Source organism: Pseudarthrobacter sp. HLT1-7 (assembly GCF_059383435.1).
On record NZ_JBWZCH010000019.1, the window covers coordinates 45350 to 71908 of the forward strand.

The 26559-nt window shown below is 66.9% G+C and carries 28 protein-coding genes and 1 pseudogene; 14 read left to right on the plus strand and 15 right to left on the minus strand.

Going from position 1 to position 26559, the window contains the following annotated elements; all coding sequences use genetic code 11:
* The first annotated feature begins 20 nt into the window (after positions 1 to 20).
* From AC50X6_RS16035 to AC50X6_RS16055, 5 genes and pseudogenes are all read left to right on the plus strand, one after another.
* On the plus strand, positions 21 to 713 hold the full coding sequence (locus tag AC50X6_RS16035; RefSeq protein ID WP_494967165.1) for a hypothetical protein: 693 nt from the start codon (positions 21 to 23) through the stop codon (positions 711 to 713).
* 405 nt (positions 714 to 1118) lie between these two features.
* On the plus strand, positions 1119 to 1394 hold the full coding sequence (locus AC50X6_RS16040; protein ID WP_494967166.1) for a DUF8691 family protein: 276 nt from the start codon (positions 1119 to 1121) through the stop codon (positions 1392 to 1394).
* Positions 1395 to 1913: 519 nt separating this feature from the next.
* Positions 1914 to 2081: a hypothetical protein gene (locus tag AC50X6_RS16045; protein WP_494967167.1), complete on the plus strand. Its 168-nt coding sequence runs from the start codon at positions 1914 to 1916 to the stop codon at positions 2079 to 2081.
* A gap of 53 nt (positions 2082 to 2134) precedes the next feature.
* On the plus strand, positions 2135 to 2404 hold the full coding sequence (locus tag AC50X6_RS16050; RefSeq protein WP_494967168.1) for a putative antibiotic biosynthesis monooxygenase: 270 nt from the start codon (positions 2135 to 2137) through the stop codon (positions 2402 to 2404).
* 203 nt (positions 2405 to 2607) lie between these two features.
* A pseudogene (locus AC50X6_RS16055) lies at positions 2608 to 2811 on the plus strand (GNAT family N-acetyltransferase); the annotation flags it as partial.
* 221 nt (positions 2812 to 3032) lie between these two features.
* Here the strand turns inward: AC50X6_RS16055 and AC50X6_RS16060 are convergent.
* Positions 3033 to 3869: an alpha/beta fold hydrolase gene (locus AC50X6_RS16060; RefSeq protein WP_494967169.1), complete on the minus strand. Its 837-nt coding sequence runs from the start codon at positions 3867 to 3869 to the stop codon at positions 3033 to 3035.
* A gap of 152 nt (positions 3870 to 4021) precedes the next feature.
* Positions 4022 to 5317 (minus strand): CapA family protein, encoded by a 1296-nt coding sequence (locus AC50X6_RS16065; protein WP_494967170.1) that lies wholly within the window; start codon positions 5315 to 5317, stop codon positions 4022 to 4024.
* A gap of 82 nt (positions 5318 to 5399) precedes the next feature.
* Here AC50X6_RS16065 and AC50X6_RS16070 point away from each other — a divergent pair, with 82 nt between their 5' ends.
* Complete coding sequence (locus tag AC50X6_RS16070; protein ID WP_494967171.1) at positions 5400 to 7448, plus strand: M3 family metallopeptidase; 2049 nt, start codon at positions 5400 to 5402, stop codon at positions 7446 to 7448.
* A gap of 80 nt (positions 7449 to 7528) precedes the next feature.
* On the opposite strand, the gene pdxS is transcribed toward AC50X6_RS16070, so the two are convergent.
* The 6 genes from pdxS to AC50X6_RS16100 all read right to left on the minus strand — a co-directional run bounded on the left by pdxS (position 7529) and on the right by AC50X6_RS16100 (position 15846).
* Positions 7529 to 8455 carry a pyridoxal 5'-phosphate synthase lyase subunit PdxS gene (pdxS, locus tag AC50X6_RS16075; RefSeq protein ID WP_494967172.1) on the minus strand — a complete coding sequence of 309 codons (927 nt, stop codon included), beginning with the start codon at positions 8453 to 8455 and terminating at the stop codon, positions 7529 to 7531.
* 172 nt (positions 8456 to 8627) lie between these two features.
* Complete coding sequence (pgsA, locus tag AC50X6_RS16080; protein ID WP_494967173.1) at positions 8628 to 9266, minus strand: phosphatidylinositol phosphate synthase; 639 nt, start codon at positions 9264 to 9266, stop codon at positions 8628 to 8630.
* The gene (locus tag AC50X6_RS16085; RefSeq protein ID WP_494967174.1) at positions 9256 to 9879 is read right to left on the minus strand and encodes an HIT family protein; all 624 of its coding nucleotides are present in this window, start codon (positions 9877 to 9879) and stop codon (positions 9256 to 9258) included. The genes pgsA and AC50X6_RS16085 overlap by 11 nt, the downstream gene beginning before the upstream one ends.
* Positions 9880 to 9888: 9 nt before the next feature.
* Positions 9889 to 11895, minus strand: a complete 2007-nt coding sequence (gene thrS, locus AC50X6_RS16090; protein ID WP_494967175.1) for a threonine--tRNA ligase — start codon at positions 11893 to 11895, stop codon at positions 9889 to 9891.
* Positions 11896 to 12001: 106 nt separating this feature from the next.
* Complete coding sequence (locus AC50X6_RS16095) at positions 12002 to 15502, minus strand: DNA polymerase III subunit alpha (protein ID WP_494967176.1); 3501 nt, start codon at positions 15500 to 15502, stop codon at positions 12002 to 12004.
* Positions 15499 to 15846 (minus strand): DUF6504 family protein, encoded by a 348-nt coding sequence (locus tag AC50X6_RS16100; RefSeq protein WP_494967177.1) that lies wholly within the window; start codon positions 15844 to 15846, stop codon positions 15499 to 15501. Before AC50X6_RS16100 ends, AC50X6_RS16095 begins: the two co-directional genes overlap by 4 nt.
* Before the next feature lie 154 nt (positions 15847 to 16000).
* Between AC50X6_RS16100 and AC50X6_RS16105 the strand changes: the two genes are divergently transcribed.
* Positions 16001 to 16387 carry a hypothetical protein gene (locus AC50X6_RS16105; protein WP_326966155.1) on the plus strand — a complete coding sequence of 129 codons (387 nt, stop codon included), beginning with the start codon at positions 16001 to 16003 and terminating at the stop codon, positions 16385 to 16387.
* A 24-nt stretch (positions 16388 to 16411) separates the two neighbouring features.
* On the opposite strand, the gene AC50X6_RS16110 is transcribed toward AC50X6_RS16105, so the two are convergent.
* From AC50X6_RS16110 to AC50X6_RS16120, 3 genes are all read right to left on the minus strand, one after another.
* Positions 16412 to 16732: a chorismate mutase gene (locus AC50X6_RS16110; protein WP_326966156.1), complete on the minus strand. Its 321-nt coding sequence runs from the start codon at positions 16730 to 16732 to the stop codon at positions 16412 to 16414.
* A gap of 626 nt (positions 16733 to 17358) precedes the next feature.
* On the minus strand, positions 17359 to 17799 hold the full coding sequence (locus tag AC50X6_RS16115; RefSeq protein WP_494967178.1) for an anthrone oxygenase family protein: 441 nt from the start codon (positions 17797 to 17799) through the stop codon (positions 17359 to 17361).
* Positions 17800 to 17813: 14 nt separating this feature from the next.
* Positions 17814 to 18674, minus strand: a complete 861-nt coding sequence (locus tag AC50X6_RS16120; protein ID WP_494967179.1) for an NAD(P)H-binding protein — start codon at positions 18672 to 18674, stop codon at positions 17814 to 17816.
* An 81-nt stretch (positions 18675 to 18755) separates the two neighbouring features.
* Here AC50X6_RS16120 and AC50X6_RS16125 point away from each other — a divergent pair, with 81 nt between their 5' ends.
* The gene (locus AC50X6_RS16125) at positions 18756 to 19718 is read left to right on the plus strand and encodes an AraC family transcriptional regulator (protein WP_494967180.1); all 963 of its coding nucleotides are present in this window, start codon (positions 18756 to 18758) and stop codon (positions 19716 to 19718) included.
* On the opposite strand, the gene AC50X6_RS16130 is transcribed toward AC50X6_RS16125, so the two are convergent.
* Positions 19690 to 20436 carry an SOS response-associated peptidase gene (locus AC50X6_RS16130; RefSeq protein WP_494967181.1) on the minus strand — a complete coding sequence of 249 codons (747 nt, stop codon included), beginning with the start codon at positions 20434 to 20436 and terminating at the stop codon, positions 19690 to 19692. The two genes, AC50X6_RS16125 and AC50X6_RS16130, sit on opposite strands and share 29 nt — an antisense overlap.
* Before the next feature lie 81 nt (positions 20437 to 20517).
* Between AC50X6_RS16130 and AC50X6_RS16135 the strand changes: the two genes are divergently transcribed.
* From AC50X6_RS16135 to AC50X6_RS16150, 4 genes are all read left to right on the plus strand, one after another.
* Positions 20518 to 21003, plus strand: coding sequence for a P-loop nucleotide/nucleoside kinase family protein (locus AC50X6_RS16135; RefSeq protein WP_494967182.1), 486 nt, complete (start codon positions 20518 to 20520; stop codon positions 21001 to 21003).
* A 117-nt stretch (positions 21004 to 21120) separates the two neighbouring features.
* Positions 21121 to 21378, plus strand: coding sequence for a mycoredoxin (locus AC50X6_RS16140; protein WP_326968765.1), 258 nt, complete (start codon positions 21121 to 21123; stop codon positions 21376 to 21378).
* Positions 21379 to 21498: 120 nt separating this feature from the next.
* Complete coding sequence (locus AC50X6_RS16145) at positions 21499 to 22584, plus strand: S-(hydroxymethyl)mycothiol dehydrogenase (protein WP_494967183.1); 1086 nt, start codon at positions 21499 to 21501, stop codon at positions 22582 to 22584.
* Positions 22581 to 23258 (plus strand): MBL fold metallo-hydrolase, encoded by a 678-nt coding sequence (locus AC50X6_RS16150; protein ID WP_494967184.1) that lies wholly within the window; start codon positions 22581 to 22583, stop codon positions 23256 to 23258. Before AC50X6_RS16145 ends, AC50X6_RS16150 begins: the two co-directional genes overlap by 4 nt.
* Here AC50X6_RS16150 and AC50X6_RS16155 read toward each other — a convergent pair.
* Entirely contained in the window at positions 23255 to 24004 is a 750-nt protein-coding gene (locus tag AC50X6_RS16155) for a lipoate--protein ligase family protein (RefSeq protein WP_494967185.1), read from the minus strand. The genes AC50X6_RS16150 and AC50X6_RS16155 overlap by 4 nt on opposite strands.
* Positions 24005 to 24020: 16 nt before the next feature.
* Between AC50X6_RS16155 and AC50X6_RS16160 the strand changes: the two genes are divergently transcribed.
* Complete coding sequence (locus AC50X6_RS16160; RefSeq protein WP_494967186.1) at positions 24021 to 24410, plus strand: DUF2177 family protein; 390 nt, start codon at positions 24021 to 24023, stop codon at positions 24408 to 24410.
* Here AC50X6_RS16160 and AC50X6_RS16165 read toward each other — a convergent pair.
* Complete coding sequence (locus tag AC50X6_RS16165) at positions 24407 to 25210, minus strand: thioesterase family protein (protein ID WP_494967187.1); 804 nt, start codon at positions 25208 to 25210, stop codon at positions 24407 to 24409. The two genes, AC50X6_RS16160 and AC50X6_RS16165, sit on opposite strands and share 4 nt — an antisense overlap.
* A 107-nt stretch (positions 25211 to 25317) precedes the next feature.
* The gene (locus AC50X6_RS16170; RefSeq protein WP_326968770.1) at positions 25318 to 25602 is read right to left on the minus strand and encodes a DUF427 domain-containing protein; all 285 of its coding nucleotides are present in this window, start codon (positions 25600 to 25602) and stop codon (positions 25318 to 25320) included.
* A gap of 225 nt (positions 25603 to 25827) precedes the next feature.
* Between AC50X6_RS16170 and AC50X6_RS16175 the strand changes: the two genes are divergently transcribed.
* A complete protein-coding gene (locus tag AC50X6_RS16175; protein ID WP_494967207.1) occupies positions 25828 to 26556 on the plus strand; it encodes an endonuclease/exonuclease/phosphatase family protein in 729 nt (242 codons plus the stop codon).
* The last annotated feature ends 3 nt before the right edge of the window (positions 26557 to 26559 follow it).

Below are 26559 nucleotides of genomic sequence, written 5' to 3' on the forward strand. Positions count from 1 at the left end.
CCAGAACCAGGGAGCCGGACATGACCATCACCACCACCACCCTCACCCGGGCGGCCGGCGTTGCCGCCGCCGTCGCAGGACTGCTGTACATCGGCGTTCAGATCAACCACCCTCACCTGGACCTCGCCTTCATCTCCACGACCGAGTGGAAGGTGCGCCAGACGATGAAGGCGCTCTTCGCCGCCCTGGCGCTCGCCGGCATCACCGGCATGTACCTGCGCCAGGTGACGCGGACCGGAGTCCTCGGCCTGATCGGGTACCTCGTGCTCGCCACCGGCTTCCTCCTCATGTTCAGCACCGAAGTCGTTGGTGTGGTCGTCTTCCCCTCCATCACTGGCACCTCACCCGGATACGTCACCGACGTCCTCGCCGTGGCCGTTCCCGGCGGCCACGCGACCGGCGACATCGGCCTGATGCAACAGCTCAGCCAGCTCGCCGGCGTCGGCTACCTGGCCGGTGGCCTCCTCTTCGGCATCGCGCTCTTCCGCGCCCGCATCCTCGCCCGATGGGCCGCCGCGCTCCTCGCCGTCGGCGCCGTCGCAATCCTCGCGATCCCCCTGCTGCCGCAGATCAACTTCAGGCTGTTCGCCATTCCCACCGGCGTCGCCCTGGTCGGCCTCGGCTATTCGTTGTGGCGCGATCAGCGTACCGCGGCCGGTCAATCCCTGCCCCAGGTCGCCAGCTCACCGCTCGACCCGGCCGGCGCCAAGTGACCACGCACCCTACGCACCCCACGCACCCGGCAGCAAGGACGGGCACATCGGGCCGGTGGGTGCCGATCGCACTCGTCGCCCTCGCCCTGGTACCCGCGATAGCCGGCTCTCTGCGGCTGGTCGAGTTGTCCGGCGGTCCGCAGCTCATGCCTGCGAATCCCCGCATGACCGCCTCGCCAATGCCCGTGGTCCTTCACATCATCAGCGCAATCACCTACGCGTTCGTCGGGCCTTCCAGTTCTCGCCCCGGGTTCGGCGCCGCTGGCCGCGCTGGCACCGTTCAGCCGGGCGGGGCCTTCTGATGCTGGGCGCCGCCTGGGCCATTAACCTCACGGTCGCGGAGTACATCATCCGATGGAGCGGCAGCAGCCGAACCAGCAAGGCGACGGCGGAGGTCGGGTCCTCATGACCCAGTCCCCCAAACGACCGGTGCCCACGGGCTACCGGCTTCGGGTCGACGGACACCTCGACGACCACTGGGCTGCCTGGATCGGTGACCTCACACTGACCCACGAAAGCGACGGCACGACAAGCCTGACCGGTTTCGTCCCGGACCAGGCAGCGCTGCACGGACTGCTGATGAAGGTCCGGGACCTCGGCGTCATCCTGATCTCCGTGGAGGCCATCGACCCATCAGTCGGGAGGGCACGCATCGGGTCGGGTCAGCCCATTCCGGGGTGATCCCGAATTGTGGGACCCGGCTTTCTGGCCCATTTGTGGCGCGACTTCGCGCGGACGTGCAACCGCCCGTCCTGTCCGCCGAAAAACGCTGAGGACCTCCGCGGCCTGGTCCCCGGCGCGGTCCAGCCCCGCACATGCATGGGTTCCTGTCGCGGGACGGGTGGCGCCCGGTGAGCTGTTGGCCTTCGGACGCGAAGAAGTGAAAGGCTACGGCGGCGACTTCCTCGATGGGTCCGTCACGGAACTTGTGCGGTGCGGCAAATCCGGGTTCTGGGTTCTGACTTCAGACGGTCAGCGAGTTTTTGCACGGCGGCTGCTCGTGGCCACAGGTTTGCGCGATGAATTGCCCGATATCACCGGTCTTGGTGACAGGTGGGCGCGCGACGTTCTGCACTGCCTCATGCCACGGCTACGAGGTGAGCGATATGCAGCCTGGCGTTCTGGGCGGTTCGCCCGACACCGTTCGCTACGCACAAATCGTCCGACAGCGGGCGGGCGATCGGAATCGTCGAGGTAACGGTGAATCGGATCCTGATCGAAGAGGAAAACCTGCGCGGTGTCGAGATGGAGGACGGCCGCACCATCCGTCGCGGCGCACTCTTCGTGCCACCACGCTTCGTCCCGCACATCGACCTCCTCATCGGCCTAGGCTGCGATGCCGACGAGGCCGGGTGGCCCGCGACCTAGCCAACCCACGAGCCCAAGTCATCACCGCCGCCGGCGAAGGATCCGCGGCCGCCATGGCAATCAACGCAGACCAAACCACAGCACCGCAGGCCGCCAAGGTCTCGCCCCCGAGCAGGCGCCAAGTGGCGCCTATGATCTGGCTGGCTGTGTTCCCCACACTCACTGTCCTCAACCTCGTGTTCGGCGATTGGCTAGCGAGGCTGCCTTCTGTCCTGCGTACCTTCGTGCTCGCCATTGTCGCCGTCCCAATCGTTATCTACGGAATCATGCCGAACCTGCACCGGCTCCACGGGCGCCTGCTGGCCCGAACCGCCCAAAGATAGCAATGTGGGGTCGACGAGAAGACGGACCCTGGTGCAGAATCAAGCGTCGTTCCATGGCGCTAGCTTATTAAAGTCCTGTAAGCCGGTAGATGGGATGACCGAATTCAGATTCTGTGGAGGAGCAGTTCACGATGATCCGGATTGAGCGGGACAACCTCGGCCGCGCGGATGTCCAGCAACTCCTGAGCGAGCACCTTGCGGCCATGTTTGCCGCCTCGCCGGCCGAAAGCGTGCATACCCTCGATGCTGCGGCGCTCCTGGGGCCGGCCATCACCTTCTGGACCGGGCGGGAGGATGCCGAGTTGCTTGGCTGTGGGGCGCCGGAAAGGCTCCAGCAGGGCCAGGGCGAGATCAAGTCCATGCACATCGCAGCCTACGCACAAGGCCGCGGCAGCGCCGCCCTTCTGCTGACCCACATCCTGGCCGAAGCCCGGCGTGGAGAATATGAACGCCTCTACCTGAAACCGGAAGCCAGGGCATTTTCGCTCCGGTCCGGCGGCTGTACCAGCGTCATGGTTTCAGCTTTTGCCCGCTCTTTTGCGGACAACGAAGACGACCCCAACAGTGTCTTATATGACTCCGGAGCTGGACTCAAGCCAGCTTTAGCGCCGCTCCTCCCGGCCGCGGGTCAGCTGCGGCCAGCGAACCCAAGCACGTCCCGGTGGACTCGGCCGCTTGAGCCCACCCGGAGATGGCCCTTCCCTGAATACCAGACGAGGATGCAATCCGGGATCAGCTCTGCTGTTTCGCTCACGACCTCCCTCGGGAAGAACCGGTCACTGTCGCCGCATACGAGCAGGACAGGCGGCTCAATGCACGGAAGCACCTCCCGCGAGTTGAATCTCAGCTCCGCCTGAACCTCGGTCAGGATGTCCGACGACGGGTAGTCGGAGCCGGCGAGCAGCCTGCGGCCGATGAGCGGCCCAAGCAGCCGGCGGAACCACAGTTTGCCGTCCCCCGGAATCAGGTACTCCGCAAAGGCCGTTCCGGCCCCGGCGATGTCACCCCGGGCCAGGGCTGCGGCCGGACGGGAATCAACGTCCTTGCCCCAGGCGCTGACCTCGGCTGCGGTGATGAGGAGGGCCATCCGCCCGAAGGAGCCTGGATGCAGCGCAGCCAAGTACTGTCCGATCATTCCGCCGAAGGATTCAGCCACGACGACGTCGACCCGTCCGCCGAAGTCCTCGGCAATGAGCTGCGCGCAGTGCTCGGCCATGTCGGCAATCGTGTGCCCGGCTGGCATGCCGCGGCGGCGGGTTACGAACCATACGGCGTATCCGGCGTTCAGGTATGGCTCAAACTGTTGCCTGAACATCCCCCGTATGAGCCCCTTCGGCACAGCACTCCCCGGGCCGCCCGGGATGAAGAGGAGCGTTCTGGGGCCGCTGCCCCAGGCCAGGTAGTCCATCCCGTTCCGGAAGGTCCCCGACCGCGGTTCCCGGTCCGCCGTCGATACTTTCGCCATGCAGGCCTCCTGTCCGCGAACGACAGGAGCAAACCTACCGATTTCCCCGCGCCATCACCACGGTATTCGCCGGTCGGTATCACGACAAGAGAGAACGCACGGGCCGTGGAGCCGCCGCCCGAAACACCCAGGATCTGCTGGTCCTCCGCCGGCTACGGTTCCCTGGTGATGAGCAATTCGTGGGCTCCCGCCGTCGCGGCGCCCATCGACTCCACCACGGTCTGGGTGCGCTGGCGGGTGGCGGCGTCGGCCGCGGCACCGGCGCAGGGACCCTGCGGGGCGTCGAACGCCACGGAGCACCAGCGGTATGGTCCGCGGACAATCACCGACGGCGCCCAGCCCAGGTCCGAGGCGGTCCACTTTCCGGCGGCGTCCTGGCTGAACTGGGCCCGGACCAGCAGGCCCTCGTTGTTCACCACATAGTTCGGCGAAAGTTCGGTGACCCCGTTGCCCAGGCCGTAGACAATCCAGGTCCCCTTGTACTGCTCGATCGGGAGCACCGAATGCGTGTGATGGCCGTAGATCATGGTGAACTGGCCGCTGTCCGCGAGGGCGTGGGCGACGCTCTGCTGCTCGGCGTTGGGCACGCTCGAGTACTCTTCACCGGCGTGCATGGCGCCGAGCACGATGTCCGCACCCTGGTCCCGGGCCTTCTTCGCCTTGGCGATCATGACGTCAGGGTCAAGCATGTCCACCTGCCAGGCCGCCTCCGGGAGCTGTCCGTTCAGCCCGTACGTCGCATCGATCACCGCGATTTTCGCCGCGGCGGTCTGCAGTATCATAACGTCCTGCGCGTCGGCCTCGGTCCGGTATGAGCCCGTGTGCTGCAGCCCGGCCGCGTCGAGGGCATCCAGAGTGCGCACCAGTCCGGCGGTCCCGCGGTCGATGGTGTGGTTGCTGGCCGTTGTGCAGGCCTGGTAGCCCACCTGCTGGGCCGCGGTAATGATCTGCGGGGGAACGTTGAAGGAGGGATACGCCGAGAACGGTCCGGTCGGTCCGGCCACCGGAGTCTCCTGGTGGCAGATCGCGAGGTCGCTCTTCTCGATATACCTCCGCTGTCCCTCCAGCAGAGGGCCGAAGTCGAGTCCCTTCGCCCCGGTGGCGAGGGCATCGGCACGCGCCTGCTCCCACAGCTGGGCGTGGACCAGCATGTCCCCGGTGAGGACAACGGAGGTGCAGCGGACGGCCGGGCAGGCGGGACCCTTACCCGCCGTCGGGGTCGGCGTCGGGGTGGTCGACGCCGTCGGGGTCGAGGTCGGCGGCTGGCCGTTCGACGCCTGCGGCTCCGCCGGCGTTGTTGCTGCCGTGGCGCCGGCGGCCGCTGAAGAAGTCGGGCTGCCGTGGTCCGGCCGGGCGATGACGCCGCAGGATGCTACGGACGCCACGAGCGACGCTGCCGCGGCCACGGCCAACAGCCGTCCGCGAAGAGTTGAGTTGGTATTCCCCATACTGGGCATCCTACGGCGGGCGCCACCACAACACGCTTAGCCGTCCATTGAGAACCGCAGCATTACATGAAAGAGTTATTTCATGACCAACCCCCTGCTGAGCCCCAGCACCCTGCCGTTCGGCCTGCCCCCGTTTGCGGACATCGAGGACGCGCACTACGCCGAAGCCGTCGAGGCCGGTCTCGCGGAGCAACTGGCCGAGATCCAGGCAATCGTGGACAACCCGGAACCAGCGAGCTTCGAGAACACCGCACTGGCCATGGAGCAGTCCGGCCAGCTGCTGGGCCGTGCCGCGGCAGCCTTTTACACCCTCGTCTCGGCGGACGCCTCGGACCCGATCCTGGAGCTGGAGACCCGATTGTCCCCGCTGTTGTCGGCGCATCAGGACGCCGTCTACCTCAATCGTGGCCTCTTCGAGCGCTTCGCCGCTCTGGACTCCGCTGTGCCCGACGGCGAGGCTGTACTCGACGGCGAGGCGGCGCTTGACGGCGAGGCGGCGCGGCTGGTGGACGAGTACCTCAAGGAGTTCCGCCAGTCCGGCATCGCGCTGGACGGGGCCGGCCAGGAGCGGCTCATGGCCGTCAACGCCGGGCTCGCGACGCTGGGCACCGAGTTCGGCCAGCGCGTCAAGGAAGGGATGAAGTCCGCCTCGCTGCTGCTGGACGACTCCGCCGAGCTGGCCGGCCTGCCGGCTGACGACGTCGCCAGCGCCGCGGAAGCCGCCCGCACCGCCGGTCACGGGGACAAATTCCTGCTCACCCTCATCCAGCCCAGCAACCAGCCGGCCCTGGCCGCCCTGGAAAACCGTGACGTCCGCCGGCGCCTCTACGAGGCCTCCATCGGACGCGGCAGCGACGGCGGCAGCCTCGACGTGCAGGACCTGGTCAAGGACATGGTGCGGCTCCGCGCCGAAAAGGCCCGGCTGCTGGGCTTCGCGAACTTCGCCGAACTCATGGTGGACCGGCAGACCGCCCCCGACTTCGAGGCCGTCCAGACCATGCTGAACACGCTGGCCCCGGCGGCCGTCCGGAACGCCGATGCCGAAGCCGCAGCGCTGGCCGGGATCGCCGGCCACCCGCTCGAAGCCTGGGACTGGGCCTTCTACTCGGCCAGGGTCAAGCGTGAACGCTACGCCGTGGATGAGCAGGCCCTGCGCCCCTACTTCGAGCTGGACCGGGTCCTCAACGACGGCGTTTTCTTCGCCGCCAACGCCCTCTACGGCATCACGTTCCACAAACGCACCGACCTCGCGGGCTACCACCCGGACGTCCGGGTCTGGGAAGTGAGGAACCCGGACGGTACCGGACTGGGTCTGTTCCTGGGCGACTACTACACCCGCGATTCCAAGCGCGGCGGGGCCTGGATGAACTCCCTCGTCGAGCAGTCCTCAATCCTCGATACCCGGCCCGTGGTGATCAACAACCTCAACATCTCCAAGCCGCCGGCCGGCGAACCCACGCTCCTGACCCTGGACGAACTCCGCACCGCGTTCCACGAGTTCGGCCATGCCCTGCACGGCCTGTTCTCCGCCGTCACGTACCCGCGGTTCGCCGGCACGTCCGTGCCGCGGGACTTTGTGGAGTACCCCTCGCAGGTGAACGAAATGTGGATCATGTGGCCGGAGGTGCTGGCCAACTACGCACGGCACTACGCCACCGGCGAGGCGCTGCCGCAGGAGGTGGTGGACAGTCTCGACGCCGCCCGGCTCTGGGGCGAGGGCTTCGGCACCACCGAATATCTGGGCGCCGCCCTGCTGGACCTCGCCTGGCATCTGCTGGACGGCGCCGATGTGCCGGCGGACACGATCGAGTTCGAGGCGAAGGCGCTGGCCGCGGCAGGGGTGGCGCACAGCCTGATCCCGCCGCGCTACCGGACGGGCTATTTCCAGCACATCTTCGCCGGCGGGTGGTACGCCGCCGGCTACTACTCCTACATCTGGAGCGAAGTGCTGGACGCCGAGACGGTGGACTGGTTCAAGGACAACGGCGGCCTCACCCGCACCAACGGGGACTTCTTCCGGAACGAGCTGCTGTCCCGGGGCAACAGCCGCGATCCGCTGGAGTCCTTCCGGGCCTTCCGCGGACGCGACGCAGAGCTCGGGCCGCTAATTCGGCGCCGCGGCCTCGACTGACCCCTCATCGACTGCTCCGTAAACGCCGCTTTGACCCCTGATAAGGGCCGTTACGGAGCAGTCGATGGAGGAAAGACGTTTTACCAGCCGCGCTCGGCGAGGCGGTGCGGGGCCGGGATCTCGTCCACGTTGATGCCGACCATGGCCTCGCCCAGGCCGCGGGAGGCCTTGGCGATCTCTTCCGGATCGTCGAAGAAGGTGGTGGCCTTCACGACGGCGGCGGCCCGCTGGGCCGGGTTGCCGGACTTGAAGATGCCGGAGCCGACGAACACGCCGTCGGCGCCGAGCTGCATCATCATGGCCGCGTCGGCCGGGGTGGCGATGCCGCCGGCGGTAAACAGCACCACCGGGAGCTTGCCGGTGGCGGCCACTTCCCTGACCAGTTCGTAGGGGGCCTGCAGTTCCTTGGCGGCGACGTAGAGCTCATCCTCTGCCATGCCGGCGAGCCTCTTGATCTCCGAGCGGATCTGGCGCATATGGGTGGTGGCGTTGGAGACGTCGCCGGTGCCGGCCTCGCCTTTGGAACGGATCATGGCCGCGCCCTCATTGATCCGGCGCAGGGCCTCACCGAGATTCGTGGCACCGCAGACGAAGGGAATGGTGAAGTTCCATTTGTCGATGTGGTTCGCGTAATCGGCCGGGGTCAGGACCTCGGACTCGTCGATGTAGTCCACGCCGAGGGTCTGGATGACCTGGGCCTCGACGAAGTGGCCGATCCTGACCTTGGCCATGACCGGGATGGACACGGCGGCGATGATCGCCTCGATCATGTCAGGATCAGACATCCGGGAGACGCCGCCCTGGGCGCGGATGTCGGCGGGAACACGCTCCAGCGCCATGACTGCCACGGCTCCGGCATCCTCGGCGATGAGGGCCTGCTCGACGTTGACAACGTCCATGATGACGCCGCCCTTGAGCATCTCCGCCATGCCGCGCTTGACGCGGTTGCTGCCCGTGATGCTCTGGGCGGACGCGCCGGCTTCGCTGCTTACATCAGGTGTAGACACAAAAACCCCTATGGGTAGATAGATGACCTCGCCGGGGCACGGACGGCACACCAGTACCGCCACGCACACCCCGGATTACCGGATCCATTGGCCGGTAGAGCTAATACTAGTACCCCGCCGCGACGCCGCTGAACTCCGGTTACGGCCGTCGGGGCACGCCGGACTCGGGTGCTCAGACGGCCGGTTCGGTGGCCGTGCCTTCGGTTTCAGCGAGCCACTGGCGGTGCACGGCAACGATCCGCTGCACCACGGTCACCAGGCTTGCCGCGGCCAGGAGGCACAGTGTCACGAAGAGCACGATCACCGGCAGGCCCAGGCCGGTGAAGCCGGTGACCACCAGCACGGAAACGAGCCGTTCGGCGCGTTCGGCAACGCCCAGGTTGGCATGGAAACCCAGCGCCTCGGCCTTGGCCCGGGCGTAGGACACCACCATCCCCAGGACCAGGCAGACGACGGCGGCAATCGCGATGGCGGTATTCGCGCCTCCGGTGAAGAACCAGACCGCGACACCGGCGAACAGCGCGCCGTCGGCGACCCGGTCCAGGGTGGAGTCCAGGAAGTTCCCCCAGCGCCCGCCGCTCTCCTGCATCCTCGCCATGATGCCGTCGATGACATCGGAGAAGATGAAAGCAGTAATGAACAGCGTGCCCCACCAGAGCTGGCCCAGCGGGTAGAACACCAGGGCGCCCACCACCACGCCGAGCGTGCCCACAATGGTCACGGCGTCCGGGGAGACACCGATCCGCAGCAGCCAGCGGGCCAGCGGGGAGAACAGCGCGGTGAAGAAGCCGCGCGCGTGCCTATTCAGCATCCGTCCCCCTGGTTGGTTCTTCCCGGGACGGCATGTCCCCGGGCCAGGCCTCGGAGACCTGCTGGCGGACCTCGGCCAGGGTCTGGGTGATGGCCTTGGTCTGGGCAATGATCGGGAAAAAGTTGCCGTCCCCGCCCCAGCGCGGCACCACATGCTGGTGCAGGTGGCCGGCGATTCCGGCCCCGCCGGTCACACCCTGGTTCATGCCCAGATTGAAACCGCTTGGATTCGCGACCTTGCGCAGCACACGCATGGCGGTCTGGGTCAGCCCGGCAAACTCCGCCGTTTCCGCCACGGTCAGGTCCGTGTAGTCCGGGATGTGCCGGTACGGGCAGACCAGCAGGTGGCCGGGGTTGTACGGGAACAGGTTCAGCACCACGTAGCAGCTCCGCCCCCGGTACACGATGAGCGAATCCGCGTCCTCACGCTCGGGAGCGACACAGAACGGACAGTCGTCCGGGTTCTTGAACTGGTGCTGCCCGCCCTTGATATACGCCATCCGGTGCGGGGTCCACAGGCGCTGGAACGCGTCCGGAACCCCCGCCAGGCCAAAGTCGTCCGTCACGCCGTCGTCGCCGGGGTATTCCGGACCGGCCGCCGGTCTCTCCTGCACGCCCGTCCCCTAGCTGGTCCGGTCGCGGACGGCGTCCACGATCCGCTGGACGGCCTCGGCGACGGGCACGCCGTTGTCCTGGCTGCCGTCGCGGAAGCGGAACGACACGGCACCGGCGTCGGCGTCGTCTCCCCCGGCGATCAGCACGAACGGGACCTTGTCCTTGCTGGCCGTGCGGATCTTCTTCGGGAAGCGGTCCGAGGAAATATCGACCTCGGCCCGGATGCCGGCAGCTTTAAGCTGGCCGACGACGTCGAACATGTAGTCGTTGAACGTCTCGGCGACCGGAATGCCGACCACCTGGACGGGGGCGAGCCAGGCCGGGAAGGCGCCGGCGTAGTGCTCGGTCAGGACACCCATAAAGCGTTCTATCGAGCCGAACAGCGCACGGTGAATCATGACCGGCCGCTGGCGGGTGCCGTCGGCCGCCTGGTACTCCAGTTCGAAGCGTTCCGGCAGGTTGAAGTCCAGCTGGATCGTGGACATCTGCCAGGTCCGGCCAATCGCATCACGGGCCTGGACGGAGATCTTGGGGCCGTAGAACGCGGCGCCGCCCGGATCCGGGACCAGGTCCAGGCCGGATTCCTCGGCGACCTCGGCCAGGGTCCGGGTGGCCTCCGCCCAGATCTCGTCCGGGCCCACCGACTTTTCCGGGTCCTTGGTGGAGAGCTCCAGGTAGAAGTCGTTCAGGCCGTAGTCCTTGAGCAGGGCGAGGACGAAGTTCAGCGTCTTGGTGAGCTCATCCTTCATCTGATCGCGGGTGCAGTAGATGTGCGCGTCATCCTGGGTCATGCCCCGGACGCGGGTGAGGCCGTGCACCACGCCGGACTTCTCGTAGCGGTAGACGGAACCGAACTCGAACAGCCGAAGCGGCAGCTCGCGGTAAGACCGGCCGCGGGAACGGAAGATCAGGTTGTGCATGGGGCAGTTCATCGGCTTCAGGTAGTAGTCCTGGCCGGGCTTGCGGACGGTGCCGTCCTCGTTGAGTTCCGCGTCAATATGCATCGGGGGGAACATGCCGTCGCGGTACCAGTCCAGGTGGCCGGAGACCTCGTAGAGGTGGCCCTTGGTGATGTGCGGGGTGTAAACGAAGTCGTAGCCGGCCTCGACATGGCGCTGGCGGGAATAGTCCTCCATCGCCTTGCGGATGATGCCGCCCTTGGGATGGAACACCGGAAGGCCGGAGCCCAGCTCATCGGGGAAGGAGAACAGGTCCAGTTCCACCCCCAGCTTGCGGTGGTCGCGGCGCTCGGCCTCGGCGATCCGCTCCTGGTAGGCCTTGAGGGCGTCCTTGGTGGGCCAGGCGGTGCCGTAGATGCGCTGCAGTTGCTTGTTCTTTTCGCTGCCGCGCCAGTACGCCGCGGAGGACCGGGTCAGGGCGAAGGCGTTGGAGATCAGCTTGGTGTTGGGCAGGTGCGGGCCGCGGCAGAGGTCACACCAGACGGTGGTCCCCTCCTTGCGCTCGACGTTGTCGTAGATGCTCAGCTCGCCGCCGCCCACCTCGACGGCGGAGCCGTCGGCGTCCGAGCCTGCACCCTTCAGGCCGATGAGTTCGAGCTTGTAGGGCTCGTTCTTCATTGCCTCGCGGGCCTCATCCTCGCTGACCACACGGCGGACGAATTTCTGGTTCTGGTTGATGATCTTCTGCATCATCTTTTCCAGGGTCTTCAGGTCTTCCGGGGTGAACGGCTCCTCGACGTCGAAGTCGAAGTAGAAGCCGTCGGTGATGTACGGGCCGATCCCCAGCCTGGCATCGGGGCGCAGCTGCTGCACGGCCTGGGCCATAACGTGGGCTGTGGAGTGGCGCAGGACGTTCAGCCCGTCCGGGGAGTCGATGGTGACGGCCTCGATGGTGGCATCCTCGGGCAGCGGCTGGTCCAGGTCCAGCAGAGCGCCGTTGACGCGAACCACTACGACGTCGCGGCGCTCAAAGAAGAGGTCCGCGCCGGTGGTCCCGGTAGTCACCTTGGTCTCTTCGCCATCGACGAGAAGGGTGATCTGCTGGGCATCTGACACGGGTGTCTCCTATTCAAGGTTAAGGCTTCGTAGCTTGTGGCATACGGGGACCACAGCCAGCCTCATCCATGCTATCGGTTTCTGCAGAGGCCACCCAACGCGCCGCTCAGCCTCCAAACCCGGTAATGGCGAGGTTTCGCCTGATCCCGTCCAACGCACCGGGCGGCTCCGGTTCCGGCTGTTCCGGGATCCCGGCCGCCGGGACCGGGAACGGCAGGGTGTCTGTGCGGCTCAGGTCCCAGGCCATGCTCGCGCTGATGCTGATGCCGCGGGGACCGGTCCGGCGGGTGGTCCCCCGGATCAGCAGCAGCCGGGTGCCGAACAGCAGCGGTCCGGCCAGTTCCTGGGCCTCGTGGAAGAAGACCGAGTCCACGCAGCCTGTACCGTCGTCGATGCTGATGAACACCACCCGCCGTCCGCCGCGCATGGGCGGGGTCTGGGTGGCTACCCGGACACCGGCCACCAGGACCTCCGTGCCGTTGCGCAGCCCCAGCAGCTTGTCCGCGGTGGTGACGCCCAGCCGGTCCAGCAGCGGCCGGTGGCTGGACATCAGGTGTTCGCTGACGTCCATGGCCATCAGGTCCAGTTCGGCCCGGACGGTCTCCACCAAAGTCGGCGCGGGCAGCACGGCCTTGAGGTTCTTCAGTTCAATATCCCCCAGCGGCAGGGACAGCTGACCCTCAATGACCTCCAGACCCTTCCGGTGGGGACGGCTCTGCAGGGTCTGGAGGTGCTGGACCAGATCCGCCCGGTTGGCGGTTCCGCCGGCGGCCCGGTGCAGGGAGTCGAAGGCGCCCAGCTGGGCCAGCCGCTTGATGCTCGGTTTGCTCAGCCGGGAGCGGGCGCGCAGGTCCGCCAGCGAGTCGTAAGGCTGGCCCGCCACCATCCGTTTGAGTTCAGCGCCGGAGAGCCCGAAGATGCCGTTCAGGCTCAGCCGGATGCCCAGCTTCCCGCGCTCCGGGCCGCCGGCGACCGGCTCCACCCGGTACTCGGCCCGGCTCAGGTTAATGTCCAGGGGCAGGATGGGGATCCCCAGCCGCCGCGCCTCGGCCACGAGCAGCCGTTTGGGGTACATTCCCGGATCGTGTTCCCACAGCCCGGCGAGGAACGCCTCCGGGTGGTGGGTCTTGAGCCAGGCGGACTGGTACGTGGGCACGGCAAAGGCAGCCCCGTGGGCCTTGCAGAAACCGAAGCTGCCGAAGGCCTTGAGCGTGCCCCAGACTTTGTCCACCACCTCGGGGCTGTACTTCCGGGCCCGGGCCTCCTGCCGGAAGAATTCCTCCACCCTGCCTTCCAGCACGTCGTTGCCGAGGGCGCGGCGGAACTCATCGGCGCGGGCCAGGCCGCAGCCTGTCATAACGTCGAAGGTCTTCAGGATCTGCTCGTGGAACACCGTGACTCCGTGGGTCTCCTCGAGGACCGGCTTGAGGTCCGGGTGCGGATACACCTCGGGGGCGAACCCGTGCCGGTGTTCCAAAAACGGCCGGACCATGTCCGATTTCATCGGCCCCGGGCGGAAAAGCGAGATGTCAATAATGAGGTCGTTGAACTCCCGGGGCGCCAGTTTGCCGATCAGTTCGCGCTGGCCGGGTGATTCAATCTGGAAACAGCCCAGGGTGTGGGTGCTGCGGATCAGCTCATAGGTGGGTTCGTCGTCGAGCGGTACGGCGTTAAGATCGATGCGCCCGTCCGCGGAGATGTAGTCCGGTCCGGTGCCGTCCGGTCCTGACGGGTGCGCGCCTGCTAACACCACCTCGGCCTTGGAGGGATGCAACCGGATGACTTCCCTGACGGCGAAGGCCATGGCGCTTTGCATCCGGACGCCCAGGACATCAAGTTTGAGCATGCCCATGGGGTCCATATCGTGCTTGTCGAACTGGCTCATCGGCAGGCCCAGGCCGCTGGGCTGCACGGGGGTTCGGTCCAGCAGGGTGGCGTCCCCCAGGATGACCCCGCACGGGTGCATGGAGATGTGCCGCGGCAGCCGGTCCAGCCGTTCAGTGAGGTCCACCAGCAGGTCCAGCTGCTGGTTTTCGGAGAAATCACGCTGTTCCACCCGGCCGGCGAACTCCTTCAGCTCGGGTTTCTCCACCAGGGCCTCGCGGAAGTTCCGGGCCGAGAACCGCCACAGCTGCTTGGCGATGTCCCCGATTTCGCCCTCCTCCATGCCCAGGGCAAGCCCGGCGTCGCGCACCGCACCGCGGGCGCGGTAGCCATTTTGCATGCTCATCAGCGTGACGCGTTCCGAGCCGAAGCGCTCAAAGATCTTCCGGTAGACGTTGTGCCGTTCGGCGCTTTCGACATCGATGTCGATATCCGGCAGGGTGGCGCGGTCCTGGGAGAGGAAACGTTCGAAGATGAGGTCGTGCTGGAGCGGGTTCACCGCGCTGACCTCAATCAGGTAGTTGACCAGGCTGGAGGCGCCCGAGCCGCGGGCCGCGGCGCGGACGCCCATGGCCAGGATCATCCGCGAGACCTCGGCGACGGTCAGGAAGTACGCGGCGAAGCCCAGGCTGTCGATGATCCGCAACTCGTGCTCCAGCCGGGAGCGGAGTTCCCCGGCGGGCTTCCCGGTGATCCCGGGGAACCTGCGGCCGATTCCGGCCTCGCAGCGCTGGGTGAGCTCCGCGAGGGCATCCCCGGCGATTCCGATCACCGAGGCCTCGGGGACCACCGGCTGTTTCCAGCCCATGTCGCGCACCGGGTCCATCCGGCAGCGGTCCGCGAGCGCTTCGGTCTGGGCCATCAGCCGTTTGAGGTCCGCGGCGCCGTATCCGGCGGTGTGCATGATCTCCTTGCCCAGTTGCAGCATCAGTTCCGCTGACTTGAGCCAGCCCTGTCCGTTGGGCTGGAGCAGCGGGGCGGCGGACAGTTCGGGCAGGGACTTCAGTGTCCGGGCGGAGTCCAGCACGTCCGCGGTGGCCGCACCGTCCTCGGCGACGTACCGGACGGCGTTGCTCAGCACTGCGGGCACGGCGTGCTCCGCGGCCAGTTTGAGCATGCGGACCGCGTGGGCCGTGCTCAGCGGCTCCCCGGGCGGGCTGAGCTGCGACACCACCTCGGCGGCGAGGGTCCCCGGCGGCATCGCGTCCAGCCAGCGCTTGAACAGGGTGCGGGGGCGCAGGTAGCGGCGCCCGCCCATGGCGCGTCCGACGTCGGAGTCCGGACCGATCAGCACGGTCAGTACCGGCTGCAGGGTCTCCGGGTGCAGGGTGCGGGAGGCCAGTTCCGCCCGGGTGACGGCCACGGGGACCGCTCCCTGCGCCTTGCCGGTGGTGCGGGCATGGGCATCGGAGATCAGCCGGCAGAGCGCCCGGTACCCGGCGCCGTTGTTGTGTCCGTGGGCCAGGACGACGACGCGTCCGCCCACCTGGGTGCGGAGGTCGCCGTCGTCGTCAAAGACCGCAAGGTCCACCCCCACGATCGGGTCCAGTCCCGCGGCCATGCAGGCCTTCAAATGCTTGATGGTTCCGTAGAGGCCGTCACGGTCCGTGCAGGCGAGCGCCGTGGCGCCGTCGGCCGCGGCGGCGCCGGCGAGCTCCTCCGGCCAGGAGACCCCGTAGTGGGCGCTGAAGGCCGTGGAGACGTGGAGGTGGGTGAAGCTCATGCTGATTCGGACTCCCGGAAGGGACGCAGGGCATCGTGGATCCGCAGCAGCCGCCAGCGCCCGCTGCCAACATGCCGGGTCAGGTCAAGGGTGAGGAAATCCTCCGCGGGTGACCCGCCCCCGGGTAATCCGGCCGGACGCACCTGGACCCGCCAGATCTCGTGATCCACCAGTCCGGGGCCGCTTCCCAGCGGGGCTCTCGGTTCCTCCGCCCACCACTGGCGCCGCTCATACCAGCGGACCGGATCAGCACAGACCGTATAGCGGCGGCCTGTCCAGTCAAGCCTGAGGGGCGTTCCGGCGGGGGTGCAGACGACGTCGACCGACTCGCTGAACATGCCCATAGTGCCTCCCGGACCACACCATCTGTAAAAACCAAACAAGTAAACCAAGCAGGTTATTCGAACATATCTTCGAACAACTCCAGTCTACGACGGTGCCGGGACAAAACCTAGATCAGGGGTGGACGGACGCAGGCGCAGGTAGCAGGATTGAGCCATGAGCTCCCATAACGCACTTCTCAAGCACGTCAGCATCGCTGCCAAGGACACGTCCCTGGTGGCGAATTTCGATATAGACGGAAATATCCCCGGCCAGGGCGCCTATGTGGTGGGGCTGGTGTCCGCCACTGCGGACCATTCCCACCAGCGCCGGATGGGGATCGAGTTCATGAACGGCGAGGCCGTCTCCTTCTACTGCTTCAGCCACGACGGAACGGAGGAGAACTTCGACCTCAAGGGTGTGGAGCACTCCGGCAACACCATTACCGGCAACTTTCCGCTGAGCACGGTGCTTGGCCTCCCCAAGGGACACCTCATGACGGCCTTCAGCGACTGCGATGGCCGGGACTACCAGGCAAACGTGCCGGTGGATGAAGCCCTCTGACTCCTGCGGGGACCTGTTCCAGCCTTAGGAGCTGGCTTTGTAGACTCCCAGCTCGAGGGTGATGAACGCATCGATCATGGCCCGATAGGTCTTCTCGACGAGGTCGACGTCGATGTCCTTCTGCTCCGCGGTGGCGCGGACGTGTTCGATCACCCGCTCTACGCGGCCGGGGGCCCGCACCTCGGCGCTGTCCGCCTTGAGGGTTCCGGCGATCCGGATCAGGCGCTCGCGGCGGCCGATCAGTGACACGATCTGTTCGTCCACCTCGTCAACGGCGACCCGCACGGCGGCGAGCTGTTCCCGGTCGGCCTTGGCGGACTTGTCTTCTGCATGGTTTGTGGACATGTGCACGACAGTATCGAACCATGCCGCCACGAGTCGACTTAATTCCGGCCGTCCGGAGTGTTGACACCTCCCGCAGTTTCCAAAAAGTTGGCCCGGGCTGGCCCGTCCACCGGGCAGCGCGTCGGACGTGCTGTTCATCCAGGCCAACCACGGCCTCATCCTCTCGCTCTGGAACGCTGGGCAGATGCAGGCCGAAGCGGCCGTTGATCCCCCGGCCGGCGTTCGACGGTGGGACTCGTTCACGGCAGATCAATGCGGGCATCCCGATTGGTCCGGCCGTCCTGCCTGGTCCGCCCCGGATATTGAAGTGTCCAGGAAAACGTTCTCCGCATCGTCGCGTCGTTCAGATGAGACATACCACGCTCCCGCTGCTACAAGCCCCCGCGGCAACTTTCGCCTATCGCGGCCGGTCACCTCCACGGCCCACCCGGCCTAGTACTAGACGCACCGCCATGCGGTGGCGCGGCGGAGGATTCCAGAGCCACGAAGGATTACCGCACGTTCCATCTGTTTACTCCAGGGCGCTGCGCTGACCGGCGCGCCGAAGCAGGAAGTTCGGGACGCCCGGCACAGGTGTTGTTGCCCAGCGCGCCTCCTGGTTCCCGGATTCTCCGCGATGCGGGCGGTCAGGGAACCAAGGGGGCTAAGAGTCCAGCGGCGCCGGCGATGGACAGGGCCGTGCGGATATGGTTGGCCCGGGTCCACAACCGCTGGTAGCTGTTCCACTGTTGATCCGGCTGAGCAGCGCCGTTCGCGGACAGACGGTTGTTGAGCGGCACATTTACCACCATGGTGGAGACCCACCCAGCCAGATAGGCAACCGCGCCGACGACCCGCAGTGGAGGCTGCGTCTGGGCGTCCACGGCCGCGGCCACGGCTATCGCGGCGCAGGCGGCGGCGGTGCCAAAGAACAGGACCATAAATGGAGCCCGCACGGCCTTCTCATTGATCAGGACCATGGTGGTGATGGCGTCCGTGGCGGGCTGCCGGCGCAGCGCGGGCATCACCACGACGGAGAAAGCCAGATAGACGCCGCCGGCCACAGCGGAGCCGGTTCCAGCGGCCACCGGCAACCACCCGCTCACCGCAGGCTCACTTCGGCGGGTTCGGTCCAGACACCGGTGACGGCGGCGCGGGTTGCATACGTGCTGAAGTCGGTAGGCTTCCCGTTTAGGGCGCAGGCGAGGTCCGTGGTCAAGGAGGAGTTCCGCCCGTCGAGTATCTCGGCAAAGAGTTCGGCCAGCGGCATGGCCTCCTCCGTGGGGATCCCGTCGGGGACGAGATCTGCCGCGAATTCCTGTGCCGTGCACGGAACGAATTCCATCGGCCGACCAGTGGCGGCTGATAGCTCGTCCGCGATCTCCCGCAGGGTGAGCAGCCGCGGGCCGGTCAGTTCCAGCACCTTTCCCACATGACGGGCGCCGATGAGCGAGTCTGCGGCGACCTCGGCGAAGTCATCTATATCAAGGAAGGGTTCCGCTATGCCCCCATCGGCGGGCAGCAGCAGACGGCCCCGGCGGACCGGGCCGAGCAGGAAGTGTTCGCTGAAGTTTTGGGCGAACCACGAGCACCGCAGTACCGTCCACTCCAGCCCGGACGCCCGGACGACGTCCTCGGCGGCCCGCGCCCCGTCCTCGCCACGGCCGGACAGGAGTACCAGCCGCTGCACCCCGGACCCTACGGCAGCCCGGGCGAAGTCAGACATCAACTGGGCAACCCCAGGAAAGGCCAGATCCGGGCTGTAGCACAGGTAGGCCGCGCGCACTCCGTCCAGGGCGGGTGCCCAGGTCGCGGGGTTGTGCCAGTCCATCGGCGGCATGGAGTTTCGTGTGCCGATCCTTACCGGCGTCTGCCGGTCAATGAGGCGGCGGGCGATGCGGGCGCCGGTTCGGCCGGTTCCGCCAGTGAGAAGAACAGGAGCAGGTTCGGATGTTGTGTTCATGAACCCAGACTGCCAGTCACATATTGGACGGTGAATGCTCTAGAGTCGCATCTGCATCTCTAGGCGTCTAAAATGTTGACTATGGATCCTCTCTCGCAGTTCCTGACTGGGCCCCGCGCGAGGGCCGCCTTCACTCTTCGGGTGGTGATGGACCCGCCGTTCGCCATTGAGGTTCAGGACGAAGCCGCCTTGACCGTGATCGTAGCCGTCCGCGGCCAGACGTGGATCACCGCCCAGGGAAGCATTCCGCGGTTGTTGGGGCCAGGTCAGGCGGCCACTGTTCGTGGCCCGGCTCCCTATCTGGTCGCGGATGCCCCGGACCGGGCGCCGACTGTGGTGATCGGCCCCGGCCAGTCGTGCAGCACCCCCATGGGGGCTCATCTGGAGACAACGATGGCCCAGGGCGTCCGGACGTGGGGCAACAGCTCTCAGGGCAAAACGGTCCTGCTGATTGGTACCTACCAGACAGAAGCGGCGGCCGGCCAACTCGTGACATCGGCACTGCCGCCCCTTGCAGTCTTCACAGACCAGGAGGCCGATCCGATCCTGATGGAACTCCTGGAGCGCGAGCTCACTAGCCAGAGACTGGGAAAGGAGAGCGCCCTGGACCGCGTGCTTGACTTGCTGCTGCTGCATCTGGTGCGCGTATGTGTCCTCCGCGCCGACGCTTTGGCACCCAGCTGGGCGGCCGGCACCCGAGACCCCGTTGTTGCCCAGGCATTGACCCTGCTCCACGAGGAACCGGCGGCGCCGTGGACCGTCGCGGAACTGGCACGGCGGGCGCACGTCTCGCGGTCCGCGCTGGCCGCCCGGTTTCACGCCGCCGTCGGACAGCCACCCATGACGTACCTCACGACTTGGCGCCTTGCGCTGGCCGCCGACCGTCTGGCGGGCACCACCGATACGACGGCCGTCATCGCCGCCGGGGTCGGCTACAGCAGCGCCTTCACTTTCAGCACCTCGTTCTCCAGGGTCTACGGCACCAATCCCACCAGCTACCGCCGCACCGGAGCGGCTAGAACAGGCTCCCCACCGGCCGGATGAGTTCGGCGGAGTCGTTCCTGACGTTTCCGACGGCGGTGCCGACGGCGTCGATCGTCCATCCCTCGGCGACGTCGTGCGCCCCGGCCCGGACGAGGTCCACAAGGCCGGCCGCGTCGTCAGCCGCGGGGTCCAGCCAGTTCCGCATCGTCTCAAGGTTCATCGGCAGCGGGACCCGGTCGTGCAGCGCGGTCAGCTCCGCCAGCATTCCCCCGGCGTAGCCTTCCGGTGGCGAGTCGGTGGTCATGATCGACGTCGAGAGCAGCCAGCGCTCCGGGTCATCCGCTGCCCTGGACGGGTCCTTCCACCATTCGTAGAGCCCGGCGAACACCATGGGGTGCCCGTCGCTGGGGCGCACGTAGTAGGGCTGCTTGCTGCGGCCCTCGCCTTTCCATTCGTAGTAGCCGTCCGCCGGGACCGCGCAGCGCCGGGCGGAGGTAGCCTTCCGGAACGCCGGCTTCTCCAGCACACTCTCGCTGCGGGCGTTGATCAGCTTTGACCCGATGCCGGGATCCTTGGCCCAGGACGGCACAAGTCCCCAGCGCGCAATATGAAGCTGCCGGACAGGTTGTCCGTCCACCAGCCGTTCCAGCAGGATCGGGACATCCGCGGTCGGGGCGACATTCCACGACGGCGGAAGCGCAATCTCCTCTGCCATCCCGGCGTCGAACTCGGCCAGCAGGTCCCCGACGGCCCGGGCCATCACATAGCGTCCACACATGGCACCAGCATGCCACCGCACCCAATCCGTGTCATCCCGGCTGGGCGCGCCAATGGTTCGCCCGTCCCCTAGACTCCGTGCATGGCGAAGACAGCAACAGTGGTCCTGATGTGTGGTCTGCCGGGGGCGGGCAAGACGACCTATGCGAAGACTCTGGAGCGCACCGGGCACGTCCGCCTCTCCGTCGACGAGGAGATGTGGCGCCAGGACCGGGAGCTGGCAGAACGCTTCGGCACCCCGGAGTACTTCGACTTCACGGTGGAGGTGGAACGGCAGCTCCGGACCCGGCTGACGGAACTGATGGCAGATGGCCGGGACGCCGTCGTCGATCTGTCCTTCTGGTCGCGGCAGCGGCGCGAGGAGTACAAGGCGCTTATCACCGCGCACGGTGCGGCCTGGCAGCTCGTCTACTTTGACGTGCCCCGGGAGGTGCTTGTCCGCCGCCTCGCGCTGCGCCAGCTGGACCCGGGACCGAACTCCGCCCGTGTCGGACCGGCATATCTGGACAAATTCCTCGCGGGCTTCGAAGCACCCCTCGATGAGGGCGAGAAGGTCATCCGCGCGTAGCACCGCGCTCCGCGGGAATAGCGGGCTGCGGGTTACGGTTATTGGCAGTGACGTAAGACTTTTGTCGGCAACCGGCGCTCTGAACCAGCGCCGTCAACCAGTTTTGAGGAGAGTTTCGTGGATTTCACCCCCGAACCCGGCACCATCACCATGTTTTCTACCACGTGGTGCGGTTACTGCAACCGGCTGAAGAAGCAGCTGGACGCGCAAGGCATCGGTTACACCGAGATTAACATCGAAGAAGTTGAGGGCACCGCGGCCCTGGTGCAGAAGCTCAACGGCGGCAACCAGACCGTCCCCACCGTATTGTTCCCGGACGGCACCGCGGCCACGAACCCCTCCGCGGCAGAGGTCAAGAGCCGGCTCGCCGCCTAGAAGATTCTTCTTGCAATTTTAACCGATTTCGGCGACGGCGCGGCCTCCCAGGTCACATTCCAAGGGGGCCGCGCCGCGTTTCGCGGCGAGAGCCGCGAAAACAGCAGAGGAGCTATTTCCATGGTCCATAAAGTCAAAGGCGCCATAGCCCGCTCCAAGGGCGCCCCCGTCACCCTGGAGACCATCCTGGTCCCGGATCCCGGCCCCGGCGAGGCCCTGGTGGACATCCTCACCTGCGGCGTCTGCCATACCGATCTGCACTACAAGCAGGGCGCCATCAACGACGACTTCCCCTTCCTGCTGGGCCACGAGGCCACCGGCGTCGTCAGCGCCGTCGGCCCGGACGTCACCGAGGTGGCCCCCGGCGACCGCGTGGTGCTGAACTGGCGTGCCGTCTGCGGCGAATGCCGGGCCTGCCGCCGCGGCCAGGCGCAGTACTGCTTCAACACCCACAACGCCACCCAGAAAATGACCCTCGAGGACGGCACCGAACTCACGGCCGCCCTGGGCATCGGCGCCTTCGCCGAGAAGACCCTCGTGGCCGCCGGCCAGTGCACCAAGGTGGACCCCGCGGCCGACCCCGCCGCCATCGGCCTGCTGGGCTGCGGCGTTATGGCGGGCCTGGGCGCGGCCATCAACACCGGAAACGTCAAACTCGGCGATTCCGTCGCCGTGATCGGCTGCGGCGGGGTGGGCACGGCCGCCATCGCGGGGGCAGCGCTCGCCGGCGCCACCACGGTGATCGCCGTCGACATCGACGCCAAGAAGCTCGAGCGCGCCAAGGAACTCGGCGCCACCCACACGGTGGACTCCTCCGCCGCCGACCCGGTCGAGGCGATCCGCGAGCTCACCGGCGGCTTCGGCGCAGACGTCGTGATCGACGCCGTCGGACGCCCGGAAACGTACAAGCAGGCGTTCTACGCCCGCGACCTCGCCGGCACCGTGGTGCTGGTGGGTATCCCCAGCCCGGAGATGACCCTGGAACTGCCGCTCCTGGACGTGTTCGGCCGGGGCGGCTCGCTGAAGTCCTCGTGGTACGGCGATTGCCTGCCTTCCCGCGACTTCCCGATGCTGATCGACCTCTACCAGCAGGGCAAGCTGGATCTGGACGCTTTCGTGACCGAACGCATCACCATTAGTGACATCGAAGCGGCGTTCGACAAGATGCACGCCGGATCGGTGCTGCGTTCGGTCGTCGAGCTGTGAGCAGCGGAATCCCGGACATCGGCGCGGCGGGCGGCGGCGCCGTGAAAGGGCTGCGGATCGATCGGCTGGTCACCTCCGGCACGTTTTCGCTCGACGGAGGCACCTGGGACGTGGAGAACAACGTCTGGATCCTCGGCAATGACGAGGAATGCCTGATCATCGATCCGGCGCACCACCCGGCCGCGATCCAGGCCGCCGTCGCGGGCCGGAAAGTCACGGCGATCCTGCTCACCCACGGGCACGACGACCACATCGGTGCCGTCGGGGAGGTCCGCGGGCTCGTCAAGGCGCCGGTCTACCTGAACCGCGCGGACTGGATGCTGTGGGAGCGCGTGTTCCCGGGGACGGAACCGGACCAGGCCATCGAGGACGGGGACATCTTCGACGTCGCCGGGGCCCGGCTCGTGGCCCTGCACACGCCGGGCCATTCCCCCGGCTCCATGTGCTTCACCCTGGCGAGCGAAGGCACCGTCTTCGCCGGCGACACACTGTTCCAGGGCGGCCCGGGAGCCACCGGCCGGTCCTTCAGTGACTTCCCCACCATCATCGAATCCATCCGGAGCCGGCTGCTGACGCTGCCGGCGGACACGGTGGTGCGGACCGGTCACGGTGATTCGACGACGGTGGGCGCCGAGGCGCCGCAGCTGGCGGAATGGATCGCCAGGGGCCACTAGCCGCGCAGTCCGGCGAAATCCCCGTAGTTGAGCTGTGCGTAGCGGGCGTACGTTTCGATCACGGCCGCCTCGATCGCGTCGACGTCCAGGTGCGGGACGAGGTCGTTCACGGCGCCCGCCGTCGCCGGATCCCAGTCCAGGCCCAGGGCGGCGTAGCTGGCTTCCAGCACGGCCCGGATCGGGGCGGAGTTCTCCACAATGATGACCGAGCTGAACAGCCAACCGCCGGCGACCACGCGCTGGGCGGTCCCGATCAGTTTGATCCTGTGGGCCCGGATCTCCGGATCCTGGCCGTGGACGCTGAACTCGCCGGGACAGTATTCACCGGGGATCTCCCCCACGGCGGCGTCGACGCCCGTGCTCTGAAGTGCGTGTGCAAGGAGTTCGCCGAAGAACGAGAAGCGCCCCTTGGCGCCGGCGATCGCGTCCCGCTGCGGTTCCACATGGTCGATCACCAGGGTTCCCCCGTGGTACGCCGCGGCCCGTCCCCCGGCCTTCCGGACCAAAGGCTCGAAGCCGAGTTCGCGGCAGGCCTCCGCCGCGGCGTCGAAGCCCGGCAGGTGCGTGTCCCGCTGCCCGAAAGCCACGGTGGGAGCCGGCCGGTATAGCCGCAGCAGCGGCCCCGCCCCGCCGGTCTTGACCTTCCGCAGAAGCTCGAGGGCGAAGTCCAGGTCCCCGGCGGCGCCCAGGGATTCCTCCTGCCGGAAAACCGTCAAGGTCCGTTGTGTGCCTGGGGCCTCCGGCATGTTGTTATGCTCCCTTATGATCTTCTTGCAGTTTTTAGTCGTAGCCGCCGCGTTTGCCGTCATTGACGCCATCTGGCTCAAGACGATGAACCCCTTTTACCGCGGCCAGATCGGTGAGCTGATGGCCGACAAGCCCCATCTAGGCTACGCGGTGGTTTTCTACGTGATCTACATAGCCGGCATCGTGTTCTTCGCCCTGCGGCCGGCGCTCGACGGCGGCAGCTGGCTCAGCGCAGTGGGGTACGGCGCCGCCCTGGGAACCTTCGCCTACGCCACCTACGACCTCACCAACGCGGCCACCCTGAAGACGTGGCCGTGGCAGCTGGTGGTGGTCGACATCCTTTGGGGCGCGGCGCTGACGGGCCTGGCCACGCTGGCCGGCTGGCTGGTGTTCCACAAAAACTAGGCGCGCCGCAGCGTCAGGATCTGTTCCGCCCGGCCGAACGGGCCGGTGAGGTCGTGCAGTACCGTCGAGGTCAGGCCGATTCCGTCCGTACCGAAGGACACCTCGTTGTCCAGTCCCAGCCAATCCCCTTCGGGCCGCCGGTACATGTGGATCTGGAGGTCCAGGTTAGGGAACGCATAACTGCCCTTGCCCGGCGGGACGCGGGCTGCGATCCCGTTGGCGGTGTCCACCAGCCCCACCAGCCTCGCCAGGTCACTGCTGTCCGCCCGGTCCGTCAGCGGATGCTCGGTGTGCAGCCAGACCGTGCCGGAGCCGGCCCGGTGGCCCTCTGCGATCCGCATCTGGAGCGAGGCGATGTAGCCGCCCGGCCAGATACTCGCGGCGTCATAGGGTGCGCAGTCGCCCGGCGCAGGGATCCGCGGGTCTTCGAAGGCGGCCACGGCGGAGGTGTCTGAGGTGACCATGCGCCAGGCCGTCGCCCGGATGGCGGTGCGGCCGCCCGCCACCAGCTCCGCCTGCACCAGTTCGATGGTCCTGCCGGGGCGCAGCGTCGAGGTGATGACGTCGAATTCGCCGCCGGGGATCAGGCCCAGGATCTCGTAGCTGAGCCGGGCCATCCGCATATCGTCGCGCGGCTCGTGCCGCGCCAGGCAGTCGGCCATGATGCCGGACGCGGGCGCCATATGCTGCTCGTGCACGTTCCAGGCGCCCTGGGCGTGGATGGTGGAGCGGAACCGCCCGCCGCCCAGCGCCTCGTAATAGAAATCGCCCTCGGCCAGGACCGGTAGTTCAGCAGTCAACGTCGACCCTTTCGCAGCTTCAATCGGAGAATCCCGATCCACCCTATCCCGAGCCGCGTATCCCGTACTGCCCATCCCGTGCTGCCTATCCCTCACTGCCGGGTGCCTCAGGCTTCCACGCGGATGCCCCGCCAGAAAGCCACATGGTCCTTGATGTGCGCCGCATCGGTCTTCGGCGCGGCGTAATACCACGCCGCGTCCGGGTTCCGCTGGCCGTCCACCACAACGCTGAAGTAACCGGCCTGGCCCTTCCACGGGCAGACGCTGCTGTGGCTGCTGTCCTCCAGATACTCGGACTTCACAGAATCGCGGGGGAAGTAATGGTTGCCCTCAACCATGACAGTGTTGTCACTTTCGGCGATGACCGCCCCGTTCCAGGTGGCTTGTGCCATGGTGATCTCCTCGTTTGACGCGGATATTGCGGGCCGCCACCGGCGGTGGCCGCCCTGATAGCAGTTCAACTACTTCATCAACGATCCCGGCGGCTCTTTGATTCCACGCGATTCCACCGCGGTCGCCGCCCCACCCTGGCTGTCTCTGTTCCCGGTCGATCCGCCTGACTGGGTAGACTCGGATTCAGGAAATCCATGACTATCCTCCGAAGAGGTGCTCCCCTGATTCGAGTCATCAGCTACAACCTCCGAAAGCACAAAGCCAGTGGTGAGCTGGTTGACCTGGCCCGCGAATTCGAGCTGGACGCGCTGTGCCTGCAGGAGTGCGACACCGCCGATCTGCCGGACACCATAGGGGACCTCCACCTTGCCGATTCCACTAAGGGAAACCGGCTGGGCCTGGCGATCTACTACCGCATGGACCGCTTCACGGCCTATGAGACCAAGACGTTTGCCCTGAAGAAGTCGCTGCACGACCGCGTCCTGTCGCCCGCCCACGAACGTCTGATCGGCACCCGGGTGATCGACAACGAGACGGACCACAATCTGGTCATCGCGTCTTTCCACGCGGCCCCCCTGACTGCCTCGAACTCGTTGCGCAGGAACCAGATCCATGCCGCGCACGCCGAACTGCTCAGCATGGGCGGTGGTCTGATGTCGCTGATGGTGGGCGACTTCAACTACCCGCTCTTCACCAAGTACCTCACCGCCCAGATGAAGGATGCCGGCTACGACCTGACGCTCAGCGACCGGCGGACCTACACGCGGTACAAGGTCTTCAAGGGCCACTTCGACTTCGCCACCTCACAGGGACTTGAGATCGCCAGTGTCGAAACCCTCCCGCGCGGCGCCTCGGACCACCTCCCCATCCTGGTTTCCGCCGAATACGGCCAGGACGCACCGCCGGCTGACGCCTCGCCGGCGGACGGCCCGCCGTCCCCTGCCGGAGCTTAGCCG